Source organism: Amycolatopsis sp. NPDC033938 (assembly GCF_055575975.1).
Map to the genome: position 1 here is coordinate 90,682 of NZ_JBVIRO010000013.1, position 21,914 is coordinate 112,595.

21 protein-coding genes are annotated in these 21,914 nt (G+C 68.7%); 11 read left to right on the top strand and 10 right to left on the bottom strand.

Annotated elements, in window-relative coordinates; translation table 11 throughout:
* Positions 1-5 precede the first annotated feature (5 nt).
* Both ACZ5ZX_RS28380 and ACZ5ZX_RS28385 read left to right on the top strand, forming a co-directional pair.
* Positions 6-986, top strand: a complete 981-nt coding sequence (locus tag ACZ5ZX_RS28380; RefSeq protein WP_465505022.1) for an ATP-binding cassette domain-containing protein — start codon at positions 6-8, stop codon at positions 984-986.
* Positions 983-1,834 carry an ABC transporter permease gene (locus tag ACZ5ZX_RS28385; RefSeq protein ID WP_465505023.1) on the top strand — a complete coding sequence of 284 codons (852 nt, stop codon included), beginning with the start codon at positions 983-985 and terminating at the stop codon, positions 1,832-1,834. Before ACZ5ZX_RS28380 ends, ACZ5ZX_RS28385 begins: the two co-directional genes overlap by 4 nt.
* Positions 1,835-1,862: 28 nt before the next feature.
* On the opposite strand, the gene ACZ5ZX_RS28390 is transcribed toward ACZ5ZX_RS28385, so the two are convergent.
* Positions 1,863-4,988 (bottom strand): ATP-binding protein, encoded by a 3,126-nt coding sequence (locus ACZ5ZX_RS28390; protein WP_465505024.1) that lies wholly within the window; start codon positions 4,986-4,988, stop codon positions 1,863-1,865.
* Between the two features lie 254 nt (positions 4,989-5,242).
* Between ACZ5ZX_RS28390 and ACZ5ZX_RS28395 the strand changes: the two genes are divergently transcribed.
* Entirely contained in the window at positions 5,243-6,517 is a 1,275-nt protein-coding gene (locus ACZ5ZX_RS28395) for a cytochrome P450 (RefSeq protein WP_465505025.1), read from the top strand.
* 4 nt (positions 6,518-6,521) lie between these two features.
* On the opposite strand, the gene ACZ5ZX_RS28400 is transcribed toward ACZ5ZX_RS28395, so the two are convergent.
* The gene (locus ACZ5ZX_RS28400) at positions 6,522-7,148 is read right to left on the bottom strand and encodes an alpha-ketoglutarate-dependent dioxygenase AlkB (RefSeq protein WP_465505026.1); all 627 of its coding nucleotides are present in this window, start codon (positions 7,146-7,148) and stop codon (positions 6,522-6,524) included.
* 99 nt (positions 7,149-7,247) lie between these two features.
* On the opposite strand from ACZ5ZX_RS28400, the gene ACZ5ZX_RS28405 reads away from it, so the two are divergent.
* On the top strand, positions 7,248-8,030 hold the full coding sequence (locus tag ACZ5ZX_RS28405; protein ID WP_465505027.1) for an alpha/beta fold hydrolase: 783 nt from the start codon (positions 7,248-7,250) through the stop codon (positions 8,028-8,030).
* On the opposite strand, the gene ACZ5ZX_RS28410 is transcribed toward ACZ5ZX_RS28405, so the two are convergent.
* The 4 genes from ACZ5ZX_RS28410 to ACZ5ZX_RS28425 are packed head-to-tail and all read right to left on the bottom strand — an operon-like array spanning position 8,027 to position 11,401.
* On the bottom strand, positions 8,027-8,806 hold the full coding sequence (locus ACZ5ZX_RS28410; protein ID WP_465505028.1) for an ESX secretion-associated protein EspG: 780 nt from the start codon (positions 8,804-8,806) through the stop codon (positions 8,027-8,029). The genes ACZ5ZX_RS28405 and ACZ5ZX_RS28410 overlap by 4 nt on opposite strands.
* Entirely contained in the window at positions 8,803-10,113 is a 1,311-nt protein-coding gene (locus ACZ5ZX_RS28415; protein WP_465505029.1) for a hypothetical protein, read from the bottom strand. Before ACZ5ZX_RS28415 ends, ACZ5ZX_RS28410 begins: the two co-directional genes overlap by 4 nt.
* Positions 10,110-10,754, bottom strand: coding sequence for a DUF3558 domain-containing protein (locus ACZ5ZX_RS28420; protein ID WP_465505030.1), 645 nt, complete (start codon positions 10,752-10,754; stop codon positions 10,110-10,112). The genes ACZ5ZX_RS28415 and ACZ5ZX_RS28420 overlap by 4 nt, the downstream gene beginning before the upstream one ends.
* The gene (locus ACZ5ZX_RS28425) at positions 10,751-11,401 is read right to left on the bottom strand and encodes a hypothetical protein (protein WP_465505031.1); all 651 of its coding nucleotides are present in this window, start codon (positions 11,399-11,401) and stop codon (positions 10,751-10,753) included. Before ACZ5ZX_RS28425 ends, ACZ5ZX_RS28420 begins: the two co-directional genes overlap by 4 nt.
* Positions 11,402-11,628: 227 nt before the next feature.
* Between ACZ5ZX_RS28425 and ACZ5ZX_RS28430 the strand changes: the two genes are divergently transcribed.
* Positions 11,629-12,234: a hypothetical protein gene (locus ACZ5ZX_RS28430; RefSeq protein WP_465505032.1), complete on the top strand. Its 606-nt coding sequence runs from the start codon at positions 11,629-11,631 to the stop codon at positions 12,232-12,234.
* Between the two features lie 7 nt (positions 12,235-12,241).
* Here the strand turns inward: ACZ5ZX_RS28430 and ACZ5ZX_RS28435 are convergent, their stop codons facing one another.
* Both ACZ5ZX_RS28435 and ACZ5ZX_RS28440 read right to left on the bottom strand, forming a co-directional pair.
* Positions 12,242-13,177 carry an RluA family pseudouridine synthase gene (locus tag ACZ5ZX_RS28435; protein ID WP_465505033.1) on the bottom strand — a complete coding sequence of 312 codons (936 nt, stop codon included), beginning with the start codon at positions 13,175-13,177 and terminating at the stop codon, positions 12,242-12,244.
* A gap of 292 nt (positions 13,178-13,469) precedes the next feature.
* Positions 13,470-13,868: a DUF5313 domain-containing protein gene (locus tag ACZ5ZX_RS28440; protein ID WP_465505034.1), complete on the bottom strand. Its 399-nt coding sequence runs from the start codon at positions 13,866-13,868 to the stop codon at positions 13,470-13,472.
* Between the two features lie 94 nt (positions 13,869-13,962).
* Between ACZ5ZX_RS28440 and ACZ5ZX_RS28445 the strand changes: the two genes are divergently transcribed.
* Together ACZ5ZX_RS28445 and ACZ5ZX_RS28450 are read left to right on the top strand one after the other, a co-directional pair.
* On the top strand, positions 13,963-14,427 hold the full coding sequence (locus ACZ5ZX_RS28445) for a MarR family winged helix-turn-helix transcriptional regulator (protein WP_465505035.1): 465 nt from the start codon (positions 13,963-13,965) through the stop codon (positions 14,425-14,427).
* 100 nt (positions 14,428-14,527) lie between these two features.
* Positions 14,528-14,959: a DUF6292 family protein gene (locus tag ACZ5ZX_RS28450; protein WP_465505036.1), complete on the top strand. Its 432-nt coding sequence runs from the start codon at positions 14,528-14,530 to the stop codon at positions 14,957-14,959.
* A 4-nt stretch (positions 14,960-14,963) separates the two neighbouring features.
* Here ACZ5ZX_RS28450 and ACZ5ZX_RS28455 read toward each other — a convergent pair whose 3' ends face one another.
* Positions 14,964-15,710, bottom strand: coding sequence for a thioesterase II family protein (locus ACZ5ZX_RS28455; protein WP_465505037.1), 747 nt, complete (start codon positions 15,708-15,710; stop codon positions 14,964-14,966).
* Between the two features lie 141 nt (positions 15,711-15,851).
* On the opposite strand from ACZ5ZX_RS28455, the gene ACZ5ZX_RS28460 reads away from it, so the two are divergent.
* Positions 15,852-16,742: a TIGR03854 family LLM class F420-dependent oxidoreductase gene (locus ACZ5ZX_RS28460; RefSeq protein ID WP_465505038.1), complete on the top strand. Its 891-nt coding sequence runs from the start codon at positions 15,852-15,854 to the stop codon at positions 16,740-16,742.
* On the opposite strand, the gene ACZ5ZX_RS28465 is transcribed toward ACZ5ZX_RS28460, so the two are convergent.
* The gene (locus tag ACZ5ZX_RS28465; protein ID WP_465505039.1) at positions 16,739-18,259 is read right to left on the bottom strand and encodes an MDR family MFS transporter; all 1,521 of its coding nucleotides are present in this window, start codon (positions 18,257-18,259) and stop codon (positions 16,739-16,741) included. The two genes, ACZ5ZX_RS28460 and ACZ5ZX_RS28465, sit on opposite strands and share 4 nt — an antisense overlap.
* Positions 18,260-18,370: 111 nt before the next feature.
* On the opposite strand from ACZ5ZX_RS28465, the gene ACZ5ZX_RS28470 reads away from it, so the two are divergent.
* Genes ACZ5ZX_RS28470 through ligD form a run of 3 tightly spaced genes read left to right on the top strand, consistent with a single transcriptional unit; the run spans position 18,371 to position 21,656 of the window.
* Positions 18,371-19,522: a DUF1015 family protein gene (locus tag ACZ5ZX_RS28470; protein WP_465505040.1), complete on the top strand. Its 1,152-nt coding sequence runs from the start codon at positions 18,371-18,373 to the stop codon at positions 19,520-19,522.
* A 50-nt stretch (positions 19,523-19,572) separates the two neighbouring features.
* Positions 19,573-20,652 carry an ATP-dependent DNA ligase gene (locus ACZ5ZX_RS28475; protein ID WP_465505041.1) on the top strand — a complete coding sequence of 360 codons (1,080 nt, stop codon included), beginning with the start codon at positions 19,573-19,575 and terminating at the stop codon, positions 20,650-20,652.
* Positions 20,649-21,656 carry a non-homologous end-joining DNA ligase gene (ligD, locus tag ACZ5ZX_RS28480; RefSeq protein WP_465505042.1) on the top strand — a complete coding sequence of 336 codons (1,008 nt, stop codon included), beginning with the start codon at positions 20,649-20,651 and terminating at the stop codon, positions 21,654-21,656. Before ACZ5ZX_RS28475 ends, ligD begins: the two co-directional genes overlap by 4 nt.
* Positions 21,657-21,914: the final 258 nt, after the last annotated feature.

Consider the following 21,914-nt stretch of genomic DNA (forward strand, 5'->3'; position numbering starts at 1 on the left):
CCAAGATGAGTGAACTGGCCATCGAAGCCTCGGGGCTGGTCAAGGTGTTCGGGGAGAACCGGGCGGTCGACGGGATCGACCTGAAGGTCCCGGCGGGCACCGTGTACGGCGTCCTCGGGCCGAACGGCGCCGGCAAGACCACCACGGTGAAGATGCTCGCGACCCTGCTCCGTCCCAGCGGCGGGGAAGCTCGCGTCTTCGGCAAGGACGTCGTCCGCGAGGCCGACGCGGTCCGGTCGATGGTGAGCCTGACCGGGCAGTACGCCTCGGTCGACGAGGATCTGACCGGGACCGAGAACCTGGTGCTGATCGGCAGGCTGACCGGGCATCGCAAACCGGCCGCCCGCGCGCGGGCCGAGGAACTGCTGGCGGCGTTCGGCCTGACCGAGGCCGCGGGACGGCAGGTGAAGAACTACTCCGGCGGGATGCGGCGGCGGATCGACATCGCCGCGAGCATCCTCAACACCCCGGACGTACTGTTCCTCGACGAGCCGACGACCGGGCTCGATCCCCGCAGCCGCAACCAGGTCTGGGACATCGTGCGCGCGATCGTGCGGCACGGCACCACCGTCCTGCTGACCACGCAGTACCTCGACGAGGCCGACCAGCTGGCCTCCCGGATCGCGGTCATCGACCACGGCAAGGTCATCGCCGAAGGCACCAAGGGCCAGCTGAAGGCGTCGGTCGGCGCGGGTGCCGTCCACGTCCGGCTGCGCGACGCCGATCAGCGCCCGGAGGCCGAGACACTGCTTGTCCGCACACTGGGGGCTCAGGTGGTGCTCGAACCGGACCCGGTCGCGCTGACCGCCCGGCTTTCGGGTGAGAGCACCGAACAGGGCGCCGCCGAGCACGCCGCGCACGCCTTGGCCGAACTGGCCCGCGAGGGAATCGTCGTCGACACCTTCTCCCTCGGCCAGCCGAGCCTCGACGAGGTCTTCCTGGCACTGACCGACCGCACCGCCACGCCTGAGGAGAGTGCAGCTTGAGCACGACAGCAGTCAAAGAAACCGAACCGGTCCTCGCGGCACCGAAGCCCGAAGACCTCGCGGCCGTCCTGATCGCGAAGAACCGTCCGCCACGTCCGAGCGCGTTGTCGACCTCGGTCACCTTCGGGTGGCGCGCGATGCTGAAGATCAAGCACGTGCCCGAGCAGCTGTTCGACGTCACCGCGTTCCCGATCATGATGACGCTGATGTTCACCTACCTGTTCGGTGGCGCGTTGTCCGGTTCGCCGACGCAGTACCTGCAGTTCGTGCTGCCGGGCATCATGGCGAGCAGCATCCTGATGATCACCATGTACACCGGCATCGCGGTCAACACCGACATCGAGAAGGGCGTGTTCGACCGGTTCCGGACGTTGCCGATCTGGCGGCCGTCGGCCATGGTCGGTTACCTGCTCGGCGACATGCTGCGCTATCTCATCGCGTCGCTGGTGATCCTCGGGGTCGGGCTGATCATGGGCTTCCGGCCCGCGGGCGGGTTCGGCGGCGTGGCCGCGGCGATCCTTCTGCTGCTGGCGTTCTCGTTCGCGTTCTCGTGGATCTGGACGATGTTCGGCCTGCTGCTGCGCAGCGAGAAGTCGGTGATGGGGGTCAGCATGATGGTGCTGTTCCCGCTGACCTTCCTCAGCAACATCTACGTCGACCCGAAGACGATGCCCGGCTGGCTCCAGGCCTTCGTCGACGTCAACCCGGTGACCCACGTGGTCGCGGCCGTCCGTTCGATGATGGACGGGAACTGGGACGGCGGCGAGATCACCTGGGTGCTCATCGCCGGAGCGATCCTCCTCGCGGTCTTCGGCACGCTGACGATGCGGCTCTACAACCGGAAATGAGCTGGGGACGACAAGGTCCCCTGGCGGCTCACAGCCGCCAGGGGACCTTGTCGTCCGGCGCGTAGCGGCACGAAGACCCGGTGGTGACCGACGCGCGCAGGTGCGCGGCCAGCGCCGGGTGCTGATCGTCGAGTTTGCGCAGGGTGTCCCTGATCCGCGCGGTCACCGTCTTGCGGGCGCGTTCGGCCTCGTCACCGAGCCGCCGGGTGCGGCCGCCGAATCCGGCGGCGGACCGCAGTTCCGCCAGCAGCGCGTCGCGCTCACGATCCAGCGCCGCGGCGCGCTCGTCCTTGCCCAGTCCGGTCGCGGTGTCGATCAGTTCATCGAGCTCGGCCAGCCGCGCGCGGTACCGGGCCTTCGCCTCGTCGTCGAGGACGGCGTCCCCGCCGAGGCTCTTGGCGGCGACGACCACCTCGCCCCCTTCGGGATCGAGCAGCCGGACGGCAGGCACCTCCGAACCCGGTCTGCCGAGCAGGAAATGCAGGTCCCGCAACCCTTTCGAGTCCGGAAGATGCGCGGTGTCGCCGTCGAAGCACAGGGTCCACACGGCTTCGTCACGGCGGAACTCGGCCGTCCGCGCCGCCGGAGCCCGCCGGTCCTTCCTCGTGCGTGCCACCCTGGCCACGACGTGCCGCATCCCGAGAGCGGTGGCTTCATCGTCCACTTCGGACAGCAAAGCGGCCGCGGCCGCCGCGTCGCCGTCGAGGTTCCGGCCGAGCAAAGCCTCCGCCAGCCAGAACTTGGCCTCTGTCGCCCAGACCGCCGCCCACAGCCGGTCCGCGGAGAGGGCGGCGCCACGCAACCGGTCCACCGCGTCGTTCCAGCGTTCCTGCGCGAGATCGAGCCTGCCGAGCCAGAGGTCGACCGGACCGGAGGTCTCGCAGCCATACAGGGAAACCAGCCATTCCCCGCTGTAGGGCGAGAGAAGCGCGCGAGCCGCTTCGCAGCGTTCCGGATCGCGCGAGACCGCCGCCGTCTGCGCCTGGCAGCGCAGCCACAACGCTTCCAGGTAGCGGGGATACGGTTTCGTGCCTGCCGCGAGCTCCGTGAGCCGCACGGCCTCCCCGGCGTCCTCGCGCTGCGCGGCGGTGATCGCCTCCAGCAGACGGGCATAGGCGTATCCGTTACGGGAGATCTCGCGGTGCAAGCCGACGAGTTCGTCGAACCGTCCTTCCAAACACCACCGGATCCACCGCTGCAGCTGGTGCAGATCGCCGAAATGGGGATGATCATCCCCCGGGTGGCACGAGATCACCTGCTGGATGTACGCCTCGGCTTCGGTGAACCGGCCTTGGAGCGTGGCGATGATGCTTTGGTCGATCCGGGAAGCCAGCTGCGAACTCGGCGCGCGGCCGGTGCTCGCCAGGGCGAGGAATTCCTGATATTGCTCGAAATACCGGGGATCGCCCTGTTCGAGCTGCGCCACCCATTTGAAGGACGCCGCGTAATGCTCCAATTCCGGGTTCGCCGTGCGGCGGCCGACCGCGACGAGTTCGTCGGTGAGCCGTTCCCGTTCCGCGGCGGTGCCCGGACCCCAGATCGCGTCGTGCCGGGCCCACAGCCCGAACAGCAGCGCGGAATCGTCCTGATCGTCACGGGCGGTCATCATGACCCAGGCGGTCAGTTCCTGTGTCATCTCCTCGACCGTGCTGTCCTGGCCGGGCTCGCGGCCGCAAAGCCGCTCGTGCGCTTCGGTGAGCACTCGGACCGTCTCTTCGGCCCGGAGACCCTTGTGGTCGGCCCGGACCAGGGTCAGCGCGAGCCGGGCGAGCAGATGGGCGTCGTCGAGTTCGCGGATGAGCGCGGACGCGCCGTCGAGGGCCTCGCGGCCTTCTTCGGTGTCTTGGTGGCGGGTCAGATGGGCGCCGAGTTCGAGTGCGATGACCGCGCGGCGTCGTCGATCCTCGACGACCTCCATCGCCCGCCGGTAGTGCGTGGCCGCCTCTTCGATCGCCATCCGGCCGGTGGCGTCGATCGCCGCGGCCAGCAACAGGTCGACGGCCTGATCCGGATCGAGTTCCCGGCAGGCGAGCAGGGCGTGGCGGGCCAGGTCGGCGGGGAAGAGCCGGTCCGGCGACGCCGGTGACTCGCGGACCGTGGCGACGACCATGGCATGCAGCTTCTGTCGCTCCGGATCGGACAGCTTCGCGTAGAGCGTCTCGCGGACGAGGTCGTGGGCGAACGCGAACCGCCCCTGTCCCTGCACCACGGCCAGCCGGGCCGCGACGGCCTGGTCGAGCAGCCGGTCCACCTGCGGCACGGGTGCCGACGCCACCCCCGCGAGCAGTCTGCGGTGGAATTCCCTGCCGAGTACGGACGCGGTGGTCAGCAGATCGAGAACCGCTTGGGGGAGCAGGGAAAGCCGTCTCTGCAGGGCATCGGCGACGCCGGGGGCGATGGTCTCGGCGGAGCCGCCGCCGTGCCACAGCCGCGCTGTCTGCTCGACGAAGAACGGATTGCCGCCGGTGCGGCGATGGACCTCGGCGACCAGTGCGTCGTCCGGTTCCGCGCCCGCCGTCCTCGCCATGAGCGCGCCGACTTCGTCCGGTTCGAGGCCGGTGAGCGTGACCGACGTGGCTTTCGTGAGCAACGGCAGCATCAGTGCGCGGAGCGGGTGGCCGGGCGCCTCGACCTCGACGTCCCGGTACGTGCCGATCAGCAGGAGCCGCTCGAACCAGGTGTGCTGCGCGGCGAACTCGAGCAGCCGCAGCGACGCGGTGTCGGCCCAGTGCAGGTCGTCGAGCACCACCACGACCGGCCGGTCCTGGGACGCGGCCACGAGCGCGCTCGTCACCGCGTCGTAGAGACGGAACCCGTCGGCGGCGCCGTCCCCGCGGGCTTCCCCGAGCAGGACGTCCAGTTCGCTGTCCGCCATCGCGGCCCACCGGCCCGGCTCGACCGAGCGTCGCAGCCCGCGGACCACCTGTGTCCACGGCCAGTAGCCGGGTGCGCTGGCGGAGTCCCAGCAGGATCCATTGAGGACCAGCGCGCCGAGCCGTTTGGCCTCTTCGGCGGCGCCGGTGACGAGCGTGGTCTTGCCGATCCCGGCCTCGCCGGTGACCAGGACCAGCCCGCCGTGGCTTTCGGTGGCACGGGCGATCTCGGCGCGGAGTACCCCCGCGGGATGGTCACGTCCGATGAGCGCGGCTGACATGTCCGAATCCTCCCAGTAAGGTCCGACAATCTCACGACGCGTGCCGGAAGTCAGGTGAGATCCGGCCGGCCGTGACCCACCGTGATCGACGTCTCCCACTCGCTGGGAACCCAGTGCGGCCCGCGCGCGACCTCCTGGACGTGACGAATCGAGTGGGACGGCGGGTGAACGGCCGTGGAAATTCGTGCCCTGCCGGGCGGGGCGGTCCTGTTGTGCCAGGTCAGGCGCTACGCGGCTGGAGTAGGGTGGGAAACATGGGGAGCATTCGCTCGCGCGTGCTGGCATGGATTGGCCGCCGCTACCTCGCGCGTCAGCAGAAAAACGGCTTCGACCTGTCGAAGATGTCGATCCTGCCGGACAACGCCCTGATGCCGCTCAAACGCGACGGTCTGGATCCGGTCGCCGAGCTGGGCCGGATCCGCGCCGAAGCGCCGATCAGCAAGCTGGATCTGCCGTTCGGCATGAACGCTTGGCTGGTCACCGGTTACGACGAGGCCAAGGCCGTGCTCGGCAAGGTGACCGAGTTCAGCAGCGACTTCACGAACCTGGTCGGCAACGCGGGCGTCACCGAGGATCAGAACCCCGGTGGGCTCGGGTTCGCCGATCCGCCGGTGCACACCAGGCTGCGGCGTCTGCTGACCCCGGAGTTCACCATGCGGCGGCTGTCGCGGCTCACCCCGCGGATCGACGAGATCGTCGCCGAGCAGCTCGACGCGATGGAGAAGGCGGACGGCCCGGTCGATCTGTGGGAGGCCTTCGCGCTGCCGATCCCGTCGCTGACGATCTGTGAGCTGCTCGGTGTGCCGTACGAGGATCGTGACGACTTCCAGCGGCTGAGCACCGCGCGTTTCGACCTGTTCGGCGGCGCGGGCGCCTCGCTCGGGGCGATCGGCGAGTCACTGTCCTATTTGGACGACATCGTCAAGAAACAGCGGGAGAACCCGGGCGACGGCCTGCTCGGCATGCTCATCAAGGAGCACGGCGACGAGATCGACGATCGCGAACTGGCCGGGCTCGCCGACGGCGTGCTCACCGGCGGGCTGGAGACGACGGCGAGCATGCTCGCGCTCGGCGCTCTCGTGCTGCTGAAGGACCGGTCGCTGTTCGAGACCGTCCGTGGCGACGACGAGGCCGTCCACAAGTTCGTCGAGGAACTGCTGCGGTACCTGACGGTCGTGCAGATGGCCTTCCCGCGGTTCGCCAAGGAGGACATGGAGGTCGCCGGCGTACAGATCGCGAAGGGCGACATCGTGCTGTGCTCGCTCAGCGTCGCGAACCGCGACGGCGTCCTCGGTGACGACATGGAGAGGTTCGACGCGACCCGCGAGCCGACGTCACATCTCGCCTTCGGCTGGGGTATCCACCGCTGCATCGGCGCCGAACTGGCCAGGATGGAGCTGCGCACCGCCTATCCCGCGCTGGTGCGCCGGTTCCCGGAGATGCGGCTGGCGATCGAACCGGACGCGCTGGAGTTCCGGAAGGTCTCGATCGTCTACGGCGTCGACGCGCTGCCCGTGCTGCTGAACTGAAGCCTCAGGCGACGCCGCGCGGGCGGAACTGGATGCTGATCCTCGGCCCGACCGGTTTGGCTGTCTTGGGAACGGCGTGCTCCCAGGTCCGCTGGCAGCTTCCGCCCATGACGATCAGATCGCCGTGGCCGAGGGCGTGCCGGATCGTCTCGCCGCCGCCTCGCGGGCGGAGCGCCAGCTGGCGGGCGGCGCCGACCGAAACGATCGCGACCATGGTGTCCTCGGTGCGGGAGCGGCCGGTGTCGTCGCCGTGCCAGGCGACGCTGTCGCGTCCGTCGCGATAGAAGCACAGACCCGAGGTGACGAACGGCTCGCCGAGTTCGTCCGCGTAATGCGCCGAGAGCGCTTCCCGCGCCTCGGTGAGGAGCGGGTGGGGGAGCGGCATGCCTTCGCGGTAGTAGCTGAGCAACCGGGGCACGGCGACGACACGGTCGTACATCTGCCGTCGTTCGGCATGCCACGGCACGTCCTCGGCGAGCCGGGTGAACAGCTCGTCCGCACCGGTGAGCCAGCCGGGAAGGACGTCGATCCAGGCACCCCTGGTCAGCTCGGTGCGCCGGAGCGCGCCGAGTGAGCCGAGCCCGAGGGCGGCGCACTCGTCGAACAGCGAGGCCTGAAGCGCGGGTGTCATGGCAACCGAACCTACCCCGGCCGCTCCCGTTTGTCGAACGCGTGTTCGAGCCGGATAAATGACCTGCGCCGCCGGGCGAGGCCGGGCAGGATGAACCCCATGATCGACACAGCCGAGTCCGCGGACGGAACGCCGATCGCGTTCGAACGGCGCGGAGCGGGTCCGGTGGTCGTCGTCGTGGCGGGCGCCGCCAACGACCGCCGCGGTGACGAACCGCTGGTCGCGGAGCTGACGGCCGAGTTCTCCGTGGTGACCTACGACCGCCGGGGGCGGGGCGACAGCGGGGACACCGGACCGTACGCGGTCGAGCGCGAGATCGAAGACCTCGCCGCGGTCGTCGCCTCGTTCGCGGAGCCGGTGATCGTGCACGGCATCTCGTCCGGTGGCGCGCTCGCACTGCTGGCCGCCGCGTCGGGGGTGCCGATGGCGCGGCTGTCGGTCTTCGAACCGCCCTATCGCGCCGAAGCGGAAGATGTCCCCGAGGGATACGCGGACGAGATGCGCGATCTCGTCGCGGCCGACCGGTGGGACGAGGCCACCGCACTGTTCATGATCGCGGCCGTCGGCTCGCCCGCCGAGGCCGTCGAGGAGGCCAAAGCGACGCCGATGTGGGCCGAACTCCGGTCTTTCGCGCCCACATTGGTCTACGAAGCCCGCGTGATGGGCGATTCGAAGGTGCCGGCGGAGCGGCTGGCGTCGATCGCGACGCCGGTTCTCGTCGTGAACAGCAGCGGAAGCACCGACTGGCTGAAGACCGCCGCTCTCGTGACCACCAAGGCGATCCCTGGCGCGAAGCATGTTCAGCTGGAAGGGGAGTTCCACGACGTTCCGGCCGGGCGGCTGGCTCCGGAACTCGGCGCGTTTTACCGGGATCCTCGCTAGGCCTGGGGGTACCGACCACCGAGGCCGTTCATGGTGTCGTTGACGGTGAGGATGAAATTCCGGCTGGTCGCGGGCACCATGACGATGTGCTCGTCCGCGGTGGCGTAGGTCAATACCCGCCCTTGGTCATCGGCCAGGTCTATCGCGGTGATCGGTGTGCTGCGGAACCGTTTCCCGCTGTCGCGTCTGGCGGTGTAGATCTGATGCACCGCCGCTCGTTCCCGCGTCATCACGTCGCGCAGGTGGTCCCGGTCGGTCGTGTCGACAGGTTCGGCGAGCGGACCGCCGCGGCCGTGTTCGGGATCGTCGTAGAACGCTTTCGACACCGTGACCGGACGTAAGGCCGCGCCGGGCACCTCCGGCAACGTGTCCCACAGCGCGGTGGCATGCCATTTGTCGTCGACGGGTTCGAGCGCGACCACGTCGTCGTCGATGATCGTGCGAAGCGCGTCCCCGCCCCGCGTGGCGATCAAGATCGAGCAGCAGGCCCCATCCGCGAAGCCGGAGAACGCGTAGTATTCGCTGTCGGCACTGGCGAGCACGGTCAAAGTGTTGCGCCACAACACATTGAGCCTGCCGTTGCGAGCCAGTCCCAGCTCCGACAGAGACACCAGCGTGCGCTCCTCCAGCGTGCGCTTCGCGTCGTCAGTGGTCCAGTAGTGCAGGTTCGTGCCGAAAGCGGGAGGCAGCGCGCCCGCGTCGATCATGTTCCACGCGGACAGGAACATCATCTTGGGCAGGACGACAGGGTGATCGAGAACGGCCACGGTGCTCACAGGCCGATCGTCGGCGGCGCCACCGGCAAACCGGTCGCCGGGTCCACCTGATCGCCGTCGTCGTCGCTGAACAGGCCACTCTCGTTCTGCAGGTACTTCCGCTTGTGCTCGGTGTCCTCTTCGGTTTTTCCGCGCCCGACGGCCGGGGCCATGCCCGCGGCGCCACTCCCGGGACGGCTGCCCGTGCCCCGTCCGGTCCCCGCACCGCCACGCCCAGGTTCCTCCGCAAGGCCGCGTGCGCCGGTTTGGCGCCCGCCGCCCGCCGCGCCACCGAGGTTCCCGAGCCCGCCGGCCCCGCCGATCGGCACCGAACCGCCCGGGTGCATCCCGCCTGTGACCGGACCACCGCCGCCGCTCGGTCCGGGGACGCCAGGGATGGGGGCGCCGGGCAGCGGCAGGCCGGTACGCGGGTCGAGCGGGTGGTGGCCCGCCGCCGTCGTCCTGTCGTCGCCGAGGTGACCATCGCCGGCTGCGGGCACATGCACCGGACCAGGGCCACTCGCCGGATCCGAGCCGTGCCCGCCAGGGCCACTCGCCGATCCCGGAGCCGGTGAACCGCCCGCCATCGGCGTCACGGGATGACCGCCCGGACGCGCGTGCGGGACCTCGCCGCCGTCACCGCGCGACCCGGATCCCCGCACCGGCCCGGGATCGACCGCCGCCGGCTGCCCGAACCCCGAGAATATTTCTCCGTAGTCGGTTCTCAGCCCCGAGCCTTGACCGGCCAAGTGCGCCGCATACCGGTCGTAGATGTTCTTGTTCGCTTCCGCTGCCTTGTTGTAGCGCTCGATCGCTTGCTCGGTGTCGGTGTTCCACGGGGTGGCCACATCCGTCAAATTCTTGTCAGGCCGATCGCCCATCGGCTCCATGGCGTCTCTGGCCTGATTGAACCCGTTCGCGGCATCGGAGACGTTGTTGCCGTTGTGGTTGAACGACTCGCCCGCCGAATCGATCGCCTTGGTGAAGATCTTGGTGCGCTCCCGCGCGCCCTCCGACGCCTTACCCGTCCAGGCGGGTTCCAGATTGTTGAGCATCGCCGACAGCTTCGCGGCGATATCGCTGTGCGCGTTCGACGCGAGATAGGCGGTGGTGCCACCCTTGTCCCAGCTCGAACTGTTCCCCTTCATCATCTCGATGACGACCTCGGGGATCGGCACCGCCTGTGTTCCGACGTTCCCGTGAACCACGTCGTCGGCCCACTCGATCGCGTCCCGAGCGGTCTTCGCCACCGCGGTGCCGATCTTTTCCGCCTCGTGCACCAGAGCCTTGGCGGCGTGCCCCAATCGTCCGAACAGAGACATCGTCACGCACCCGCCTTGGTTTTCAACGTGGTCACGACCGCGTCCGCCGCCTGAGCCGCGACGTCACAGGGTTCGACCTCGCCGATCTTGGCCCGTCCCAACGAAACGGATACGTCGATGGCGAGATCATCGGCGATCCCGACTGTGACGGCACAGAAGTCGGTCGGCGGCGTGCTGCCGGATCGGCCGGCATGGCCGACGGCGGGAAAACCTTGGATACCGGGAAGTGGTTTCCAGACGGCGGCCTTGGGCTTCGTGTTCCGGTAGACACCGCTCAGGCCGGAATGCGTGCTGATGTCGTAGCCGACGCCGATTTGCGAGCCCCGAGCGCTGTTCGTCCATCCGCAATCGGGCCCCACACCGGGCGTTTGGCCGCCTTCGCTGTGCACGGGCGCGCCGAGAAGGGTGTCGATCTGTTCAGCGGTGAGGGCATCCGAACAAGGGCTGCCGGACAACACGGTCGCGGGCAACGGGTTGGCTACCTTGGGTGCCCCCGCATACGGCAACCCGGAGGGCGTGCCGGACGAAGGAGGGGATGCGGAGGGATTCCCGGGCGAGGGGATGTGTTCGGGAGTTTCCCCGGTGCAGCCGGAACCGATGAGCGCGACCGCGACGAGCACGCCCATGGACAGCGGACGGCGGCTCATCCGGCTGCCCCTTCCTTGCCCGGCTGGGTTCCGGCCTTGGTCATATCGGCGGCGGCGGTCGCGTCATGGCCGGTGATCTTCTTGAACGCTTCTTCGATCTTGCCGATCAGTTCTTCCAGATACGCGATTTCCACCGTGATGTGGTCGACGCCCTGATCGAACGCGCCCGACCCGTTCACCAACCGGGCGTTGTAGGCGACGCTCGCGGGATCCTTCGCGGGCGGCTCCACCCTTTTGAGGTTTTCGGTTCGTCGTTGCAGGGTCTGCAAGGCCGCCAAGGCCGACCTGGCTTGGCTGAGCATGTCGTTCGCCGCGGCCGGAGCCAGACTGTATCCGCCGCCGAGCCCCGCCGATTCGTACTCGGTGGTCTTTTCGTAGACGTGTTCGGATTCCGCGATCGTGAAGTCGACATCTGTCAACCACGGGTTCAGCTGTCTGTCCGGTTGTGTCACGGCTGCTCGTGTCCCCTCGTGCCTGCCCTCAACCTCGACAACGGTAGCCGATCGGTCACGGCGAGTGGAAATCGTCGACTGAACCGCCGGGTAACAATCCGCTTCCGAACAAAACAAACAGAAAACGCGAGCGGATCGGGCGTATCGAGACGTCGTCAGGCTCATTCTTCCCTTTTTGGATGCGCCTTCAAGCATTTGTCAATGTTCAGGGCTGGGAATGGAGTACGAAACGGAATGAATGATTCCGATCACCGCCGGATGGTGCGGCCGGGCCGATCGTCCCGGCCGCGCGAAGATCACTTCGTTGTCCGATCAGCGGGACATCGGCGCGCCGGCTTCTTGTCCGATGACGGTTCGTGCTCGTACAGTCGCACCCTGGTCCTGGTCTGGACCACCGCCGCCCTGAGTGTGCAGGAGGCAGGATGCGGAGACGACTTCGGACCGCCGTGGTGGCCGCGGGGGCCGTTCTCGGCCTGGTGGCGTCGGCGATGCCGTCGAGCGCCCAGGTCGGAACCGGACCGTGGACGGCGGAGAACCCGTCGTTCAACGTCCAGGAACGCGGATGCGGCACCGTCGACGGGCTCGACTTCGAACTGACCTGCTCGACCGGGAGCGGTGACCAGCGGGCGGAACGGCGCTACGCGACCTACACGGGCGGGACCAGGCAGTTCGAGGGCTCGTTCCGGATCACCAGCATGGCCGGCACCCGGATCAGCCTGAAGCAGACCTTCCGCGACGCGCCGACGGCCGGTCCGTACTTCATGCTCGCGGTCGAACGCGGCGGGCGGCTCTACGCCGTCCACGGCGGCGAGACCGTGGGGAGCGGCGCGACCGTCGGGACGTCGGTGCGGGTCAACACCGTGCATCAGGTCGGCAGCACCCACAAGGTGTACATCAACGGTTCGCTGAAGCAGACCGTGAGCAGCAGCGCCGGTAGCTACTACGACAAGTTCGGGGCCTACCGGACGGCCAGCGGCGCCGGGCCGGTCAAGGTGACCTGGAGCGGGATCAAGTTCTGGCGGAAGTGAGCCGGGGTCACGGACCTCGGCGCCATGCGTCGAGGTCCGTCCACGCCTTGAGGGTCAGTCCGCTTTCGAAGCGGCGGCGTTCCTTCGTGACCGGATCGGTGAACTCCAGGACCTTCGCCAGCAACTGCAAGGGTTCGGTGAAGTCGTCGAGCGGGGTTTCGGTCAGCTCGGGGTAGAAGTCGTCGCCGAGAATCGGCAACCCCAGGCCGCTCATGTGCAGCCTGAGCTGATGTGTGCGGCCGGTCGCGGGGAGCAGCCGGTACCGGCCGAGGCCGTCGCGATGCTCGATCAGTTCGACGCGGGTTTCGGCGTTGGGCGGCCCGTCGACCTCCTGCGCGGCGATGACCCCGCGTTCCTTGACGATGCGGCTGCTGATCTCACGCGGCATCGCGATGGCGGGATCGTAGCGCGCGATGGCCTCGTATTCCTTGTGCACCAGGCGATCCCGGAACATCGTCTGGTACGCGCCGCGGAGTTCGGGGGTGATCACGAACAGGATGAGCCCGGCGGTGACCCGGTCGAGCCGGTGCGCGGGGCTGAGCGTCGGAAGGTCGAATCGCCGTCGGAGGCGGACCAGCGCGGTCTGCAGGATGTGCTGCCCGCGCGGGATCGTCGCGAGGAAATGCGGTTTGTCGGCGACCAGGATGTGCTCGTCGCGATGCACGACGGACACCTCGAACGGGACCTCGACCTCATCGGGCAGGTCGCGGTGGAACCAGATGAACGAGTCCGGCACGAACGGCGCGTCGACATCCAGCGGCCCGTCGAGCCCGACGATGCGTTCCTCGCGGAGCATCTCCTCGATCCGCTCGGGCGCGACCCGGGGGAGGCGCTCGACAAGATGCTCCCGCAACGTCGTCCACGGTCCCTCGGACGGCATTTTGAGCCTCGCGGGATCGAGCCCGTGCCGAGGCGGGAGCGGTGGGCGGAGCTTGCGTCTCATCACCGCGCACTCTAGCCGTGAAGGTTCGTCGAGCCTGGTCGCGGGAGCGGGATCATGCCCGACTCTTGACTGTCCATAAAGGGACATGTCACGAGGGTCGTGAGCGGCAAAGAGCGTTGGTACGTGAAGCGTTGCACCTGAGGCTGGTGTGTCTAAGGGGCCTTCACGCGCATCAGAACACCGAAGCCCTGCTGGCGTCCACGATCAGGCCTGCCCCGCCTCGGCTCATCCTTGCTCAACGGAAGATCCGAGACGTCGAGTGATCCTGACGCTGAACGTGGCTTTCACGACGTCAGGAGTCGGCCCGGTCGCGGTAACGGGCCAGATAGCGCTCGGTGATCTCGGCTTCGGCGATCGCGGTGGCTTCGGCGCGGGTCCGGCGGCCGATGCCCGGTTCGAAGCCGTTCTTGGCGAGCCGGTGTTCGATGCTCTCCTCCATGTAGGCCATCGAGTAGAAGTACGCCACGAGCGCGGCCATCAACACGATCGCCAGCCTCAGGGTGAGAGGTCCCGGCAGGAGCAGCCACACCGCGCACAGCGGCGCGATCATCACCGTGCTGCGGGCGACGTGCCGCCAGCGCCAGCTCCCGGTGGTCGCGTCGTGGAGGATCCACTCGTGGTAGCGCTCGGGCAGCCTGCCGCCGAGTGAGTACCACAGCCAGCGGATCGGGTCCGGGCGCTTGCGGGCCATCGGGTGACTCCCTTCCTTCGACGTCTGAAACAGTACACTAATCGTTAGTGTGCTAACCATTAGTGTCGCCGAGGCCACCGCTAGGATCGGCGGTATGAGTTCGGATGGGCCGGAAACGAAGTCGATCGACCTGGGCGAGGATCCGCTCGTACTGGAGCGTCAGGTGTGTTTCGCGCTGTCGGTCGCTTCGCGCAGTGTCATCGCGATCTACCGTCCGCTGCTGGAGCCGCACGGGCTCACCCATCCGCAGTACCTGGTCATGCTGGCGCTGTGGGAGCGGGGGCCGCAGGCGGTGAAGGAGCTGAGCCTCGCTTTGCGCGCTGAACCCGCGACACTGTCGCCACTGCTCAAGCGACTGGAGGCGATCGGTTACGTCACGCGCAGGCGCAGCGCCGAGGACGAGCGGCTGCTGACGGTCGAGCTGACGGAATCGGGTCGCGCGTTGCGGGCGGAGGCGGAGAAGATCCCCTACCGCGTGGTGGAGAAGCTCGGAATGGAGGTCTCCGAGCTGGAGGCGCTGCACAAGGCGCTGACCCGGGTCATCGAAGCCACGGCTTGAGCGAACCGAAACCGGGGTGTGACGAAATGAGGGTGTGAAGCCGCGTCCGGGTGGGTAATTCCTGTCACGCCAAGTGGAGATGACAGGAAGATGAGGGCCCGTGACCACCTCGACCCCCGCCCCCTCGGAAGCAGGTCTGGATCTGACGACCAGGCTGAACGCGTATCTGGAGGATGTGGCTTCGGCCTTGGGGATACGGATGGATTCGTGCACGGCCGACCTCACCGGCCCGGTCACCGCCAGCATGAGGCTGAACTGGCGGCTTCCCGGCTTCCCCGAGCGTGACCTCGACCTGTTGTGGCACGAGGAGCACGGCTGGTCGGCGGCCGTCGCGACGCAGTCGGGGGACGATCACCACGTCGTCGTCGGCTACCTCGGTGGCCGGACGGTGGCGCCGCAACCGCGGCGGGTGGCCCGTTTCGCCGAGACGCTGCGCACCGGGGACCATCAGGACTGCTGGCCCGGTCCGCCGACGCTGCGTACCGCCGTCGGACCGTCCGCGCTGGCCAAGGAGTTGTCCGCCTGGGCCTGAGGTGTCAGGGACTGACGGTCAGCGTGCCGATGATCCTGGCGACGACGGCGTCCAGATGGTCGTCGAGATAGAAGTGACCGCCCTCGAAGACCTCCATCTCGAACGGGCCGGTGGTGTGCTCGCGCCAGTTCTCGACGTCGGGCGTGGTCAGGACCGGATCCGCGTTCCCGGTGAGCGCCACGATCGGGCAGGTCACGTCGGGCCCTGGCCGGTAACGGTAGGTCTCGATGGCCTTGTAGTCGCCGCGCAGCGCGGGCAGGACGAGGTCGCGGATGTCCGGGTCGTCGAGGACCATCGCGTTCGTGCCGCCGAGCAGCTTCACCTCGGCGATGAAGGTGTCGTCGTCGGCGAGGTGGTGCATTTTCTCCTTGTGCACGCCCGGACCGCGGCGGGCCGAGACGAACAGCGCCGCCGGGACGATGCCACGGGTTTCGAGCCGCCGTGCGACCTCGAAGGCGACACTGGCGCCCATGCTGTGCCCGAACAGGGCGAACGGCTTCGGAATCTCCGAAACGACGTCCACCAGCCGCTCGGCGAGAAGGTTCAGATCGTCGATGACCGGCTCGCCGAGACGGTCCTGCCTGCCCGGGTACTGGACGGTGTGCACCTCGACCGTGGGCGAAAGCGCCGCGGACAGCGCGCGGTAGCCGCTCGCCGACCCTCCCGCGTGCGGGAACACGACGAGCCGCGTCCCGGCGTCCGGTGCCGGGTGGAAGCGTCGTGTCCAGGCGCGCAAAGCCGGTACCGCCATGAGAATCCCCCAATCCGCGCGGGAACGGCCCCCGCACCATCGAAATGTACGGGGAATTCGCTGGATGAGTCCATGGTTGTGTGGAGAGCTCACGAGAACTTGGATCCCGGCCCGCCCAGGGCCCGGCGGAAGGGAGCGAGGGTGGCGGAGGAGCTGAAGATCCGGCTCGGCGTCGGGCTGGGGACCGGGACGGCGCCGGAGGAGTTCGGTGCCGCGGTCGACCTCCTGGAGCGGACCGGCATCGATTCGCTGTGGCTGCCCGAGGCGGTGTACTCGCCGAGGATCGACCCGGTCGTCGGGCTGACGCACGCGCTCGCCCGCACCGCGAAGCTGAAGGTCGGCACCGGCGTGATGGTGCTGCCCGGTCGTGACCCCGTCCTGGTCGCCAAACAGCTCGCCTCACTCGCCGCGCTGGCGCCGAAAAGGGTCCTCCCGGTCTTCGGCCTGAAGCCCGCGCGCGAGGCGGAACTCCCGCTCTTCCCGGTGCCGCAAGGCCGCCGCGCCGCGGTGTTCGACGAGTCGTTGCGGCTGATCAGGGCGTTGCTGGAACACGAGGAAGTGACCTTCGAGGGCGAGTTCTTCCGCGTCGAGGGTGCCGGGCTCGGCATGCGGCCGGTCAAGCGGCTCGACCTCTGGCTCGGCGGAAAGGCACCGGGCGCGCTGCGGCGGGTCGGCAGGCTCGCGGACGGCTGGCTGGCCAGCTTCATCACCCCGGAGGAAGCCCGCGCCGGCCGCGAGGCGATCCAGAAGGCCGCTGCCGAAGCGGGCCGCGAGGTCGAGGCCGACCACTTCGGGATCAGCCTCATCGTGGCCGAGGACGGGATCCCGGACGCGCTCGCGGCCTCGGTCGCGGCACGCTCCGACGCCGACCCGTCCCGGCTGATCGCGGGCAGCTGGCGCGCCGCCCGCGATCTGGTCGCCGAGTACATCGACGCCGGGCTCAGCAAGTTCGTGCTCTATCCGGCCGGTCCGGAGCCGCTCGAGCGGTTCGTCGAGAACTTCGTCGAGCACGCCGTCCCGATGCAGAACTAGTCGAACTTCAGCTCTTCGGTCCGCCTCGGCATCAGCAGCAGCGCGCCGACGCTGAGCACGGCGACCACCAGCATCGTCAGGAAGACGTGGTGTGTGGCGTCCGCGAGGGCGTCACGCACGAACGTCGTCGTCGGCGTCGGCTCGCTCTTGCCTTCCAGTACGACGCTGGTCGCGTCGACCCCGGACGGCAGGCCGACGACCCCGGCGGGCGGGTTCGCGAAGCGGTTCGCCAGGGTGGCGTTCGCGATCGCGCCGAACATCGCCACGCCGACGGCGCTGCCCAGCGAGCGGCTGAACATGTTGGTCGCGGTGACGACGCCGCGGCGTTCCCAGCCGATGGTGGACTGCACGGCGATCAGCGTCGGACTCGACGCCAGGCCCAGCCCGAGCCCGAGGACGAACGCGGCACCGGCGGCCAGCCAGATCGACGAACCAGCCGCCAGGAACACGGTGATGGCGGCGCCGGTGATGACGATCCCGCTGCCGATCAGCGCGGTGTCACGGAAGCCGATCCGCATGTAGACCCGCCCGGCGAGTGACGCCGAGATCGGCCAGCCGACGGTCAGCGCCGCCAGCGCGAATCCGGCGACGAGCGCGCCGGTGCCGAGCACGCCTTGCGCGTAGGTCGGCAGGTACGAGGTGAGCCCCATCAGCAGCATGCCGACGACGACGGCGATCAGGTTCCCGCCGATCAAGGTCCGTTTGGTGAAGATCCACAGCGGCAGCACCGGCTCCTCGGCCTTGCGTTCCACGAGCACGAACGACACCAGCAGCACCACCGCCGCGGCGAAGATCGCCAGGCTCGGCGCGGACGCCCAGCCCCAGGCGACCCCGCCCTCCAGCAGGCCGAGGATCAGCAGCGAACAGCCGAGCGTGAGCAGCGTGGCGCCCAGGTAGTCGATGCGGTGCGAGCGGCGTTCGACACGCTCGCTGAAGTTCCGGAACAGCATCCACGCCGCCAGCGCCCCGAGCGGCAGGTTGATGAAGAAGATCCAGCGCCAGTCGAGGTACTCGGCGAACACCCCGCCCAGCGTCGGCCCGACCACCGACGAGATCGCCCAGACGCTGGCGAGATAGCCCTGCACCCGCGCGCGTTCCTCGACCGTGTACATGTCGCCGACCATGGTCAGCGCGATCGGCTGGATGGCGCCCGCGCCGATGCCCTGCACCGCGCGGGCGGCGATCAGCACCGGCATGCTCCATGCCGCGCCGCAGAGCACCGAACCGAGCAGGAACGCCGCGATCCCGAAGAACATCACCGGCCGCCTGCCGAAGAGATCGGCGAACTTGCCGTACAGCGGCACGGTGACCGCCTGGGTCAGCAGGTAGATCGAGAACAGCCACGGGAACTGCGAGAAACCGCCGAGATCGGCGACCACCGAGGGCACCGCCGTCGCGATGATGGTCGAGTCCAGCGCGATCAGGCCGGAACACAGCATCACGGCGATCAGGACGGGGCCGCGTTCGGAGCGGAAACCGACCCCTTCCTTCGCGGTGACCGGGGCCGGGGTGGTCATCTGTGGCGATCTCCTCGCGTCCATGAAAGGCGTCAACTACTTCGCATGGGTAAGCATTCCATGGAGACACCCGGTCATGGGACCGATTTTTTCCGTGAGCTATCCCGCAAAATGGATCGGATGAGCACCTGGATCCGCCCGATCGCCCGTGGCTGGGTTGTCCGCGACACCGTCCCCGGGCCCGACGTCGACGAGTTCGCCGACCCGGACCGGGTGGTCGCCGCGCTCGCCGGGGCCCGGGGTGACAGCCTGCTGGCGGTCCAGCACCCGGCCAGGACCCCGGCCGCGTTGGCGGGCGGCCTCTCGATGGAAGAGGCGCTGCCGCAGGCCAGAGCCACGTTCGAGCGCATCCGGGAGCAGCACTATCGCCCCGTGTCGGCCGTCGTCGCGCCCTACCGCATCGACGGGCCGGACGGCGTCGCGCTGGGCGTGCTCTGTCTGGTCGACCCGGCCGCGGTCCGGGACGACGGGATGACCCGGGTCCGGCACACCGAGGACGTCTACCCGGACGTCGTCGCGGAGCGGGCCGCGATGCTCGCCGGGCTCGGCGTCGCGACCAGCGCCGCGATGCTGGTCCCCGCGACCGGCGGCCGCGAGCTGACCGCGTTGATCGAACGGATCTGCCGGGGGCAGGTGCCCGCCTTGTCCACAGTGGACGGAGCGGGCCGGAAGCACGAACTCCTGCTCACCGGTCCCGGAGACGGTCAAGACGAACTGCTGGCGGCCTTGGCGGAGATGGACCTCCTGGTCGCGGACGGCAACCACCGGGTCGCGGCCGCCGCGGCGTCGGGGCGCGGCGCGCTGCTGGCGCTGGTCACCGGGGGGCCGGGACTGCGGATCGGACCCATCCACCGGGTGCTCGCCGGCACCGGTCTCGACGCCGCCACGCTGGTCCGGCGGTGGACGGAGGCGGGGTTCGACGTCCACCCCGGCTCGCCGGAACCGCCGTCCGAGGCCGGTGAGGTGACCGTGCTGGCGGGGGAGTCGGCGTTCCGGGTGGTGCTCGGCAGGGCGGGTGGCGACCACGCCGTCGTCGAGCAGGAGCTGCTCCGCGGAGCCCTCGGCGTCGATCCGGAGGGGCCGGGTGTGCGGCCGTTGCTGCCGGGCGCGCCGGTGCCCGGAGACGCGGACGCGGTACTGCTGCTGGCCCCGGTCCCGTACGCGGAGGTGCTCGCCGTGCACGCGGCCGGGCTGAGGATGCCGAGGAAGGCCACCTATTTCACGCCGAAACCACGCAGCGGTCTCCTGCTTGCGGAGCTTTGACGTCTTCCGTTCCGGGAGCTTTTGTCGGTGGCCCGGCCTAGGATCGCTTCGTGGAACTGCCCGTGATGCCACCCGTGAAGCCGATGCTGGCCAAGGCCGTGCACGAACTGCCGCGCACGCCGGGGCTGCTGTACGAGCCGAAGTGGGACGGCTTCCGCTGCGTGGTCTTCCGCGACGGTGACGAGGTCGTGCTGGGCTCACGCAACGACAGGCCGCTGACGAGGTACTTCCCGGAGCTGGTCGACCTGCTCAAGGACGCGCTGCCCGAGCGCTGCGTCGTCGACGGCGAGATCGTGCTGGTCACCGAGGGCGGACTCGATTTCGAGGCGCTTCAGTTGCGGCTGCATCCGGCGGCGTCCCGGGTGACCAAACTGGCCGCGGAGACGCCGACCAGTTTCGTGGTGTTCGATTTGCTCGCCCTCGGCGACCGCGATCTCACACCGGAGCCGTTCGGGGAGCGGCGCAAGCTGCTCGAAAGCGTCGTCGACACGAAGTTCGCCCGTGTCCATCTCACGCCGCTGTCCGAGGACCCCGGCGTCGCACAGGACTGGTTCACCCGCTTCGAGGGCGCGGGCTTCGACGGCGTGATGGCCAAACCCGCCGACGCGCCGTACGAACAGGACAAGCGGGTGATGTGGAAGGTCAAGCACCAGCGGACCGCGGACTGCGTCGTCGCCGGGTTCCGGTGGCACAAGGACGGCGTCGGCGTCGGGTCCCTGCTGCTCGGGCTCTACAACGACGAAGGCGTTCTGCACCATGTGGGGGTGGCCAGCAGCTTCACCGCCGCGAGGCGCCGTGAACTGGTGGACGAACTCGCGCCACTGCGGGAGAACGCGCTGGAGAACCACCCCTGGCGTGAGTGGGTCGAGGCCCACGAGGAGGCGGGCGGCCGGATGCCCGGCGCGGGCAGCCGGTGGGCGCCGAAGAAAGATCTGAGCTGGGAGCCGCTCCGCATCGAATGGGTCGCCGAGGTCCGCTACGAGCATGTGGAGGGAACACGGTTCCGCCACGGCGGCAGGCTCGTGCGCTTCCGTCCCGACCGCGATCCGGCCTCCTGTACCTACGCGCAGCTGGAAGAGGTCCCGCCCGCCGAACTGGCGACGATGTTCACCGAGCTGGGGGAAACATGAAGTCGGAACCGGTCACGCTGGACCTCGACGGCGTCGAGTTCACGGTGTCCAATCCGGGCAAGGTCTACTTCCCGGAGAACGGCGAGACCAAATTGGACCTCGTCGAGTACTACCGCGCGGTTTCCGTGCCGCTGCTGGCACAACTCGGCGGACGGCCGCTGCTGCTGGAGCGCTATCCCGACGGCGCGGGCGGGAAGTCGTGGTTCCAGAAGCGGGTCCCGAAGAACGCGCCCGAGTGGCTGACCACGACGGTGGTGTCCACTCCGAACGGGACCACTTCGGACGCGCTCGTGGCGAAGGACCTCGCGCATGTCATCTGGGCGGTCAACCAGGGCTGCCTCGGTTTCCACGTCTGGCCGAACCGGGCCGACGCGCCGGACATCAGCGACCAGTTGCGGATCGACCTCGACCCGTCGCCCGGGATCGGTTTTCCCGAGTTGCGCCGCGGTGCGGTCTTGACGAAGGCGTTGCTCGGGGAACTGGGCATCACCGCGCAGCTGAAGACGTCGGGTTCGCGCGGCCTGCATCTCTACGTGCCGCTGGAACCGAAATGGGACGGCTATGAGGTCCGTGCCGCCGCCGTCGCGCTCGCCCGCGAACTGGAGCGCCGTCATCCGGAGGAGATGACGGCGCAGTGGTGGAAGGAAGAACGCGGCTCGCGGGTGTTCGTCGACTTCAACCAGAACGCGCCGCACAAGACGGTGTTCGGCGCGTGGTGTGTGCGGCCGCGGGTCGGCGGGCAGGTGTCGACGCCGATCGGCTGGGACGAACTGGAGACCGTCGAGCCGGACAAGCTCACGCTGTCCACTGTGCCCGCTCGCCTCGCCGAACGCGGAGACCCTTGGGCGGAAACGAAACCGCAGTCGATCGAGCCACTGCTGGAGATGTCCGGGAAGGACATGGAGAACGGGCTCATGGACGCGCCATGGCCGCCCGTCTACCCGAAGATGCCCAACGAGCCGCCTCGGGTCGCGCCGAGCCGGGCGAAGAAAGAGAGCATTTAGAGGACGAAACGCGTTCTATATGAGGGGTAAGGCAAATGTGGCGTGTCCCGGAGCGAGCCCGGACCGGCTGACGGAAGCCGGGCCGCGCCCCCAGTGTCCACAAGGGACGCTTCGCTGAAGAAGGTTGTCCGACTTGGGCGATTCGTTCGGTTTTGGGCCAGGGGTCGTGTGTGGCAAATAGGGTTTTAAACCACAATGCCACTAACGACCCCACGCCGAACCAATCATAACGCTCAAGTAGGACACCCCACTGGCGGT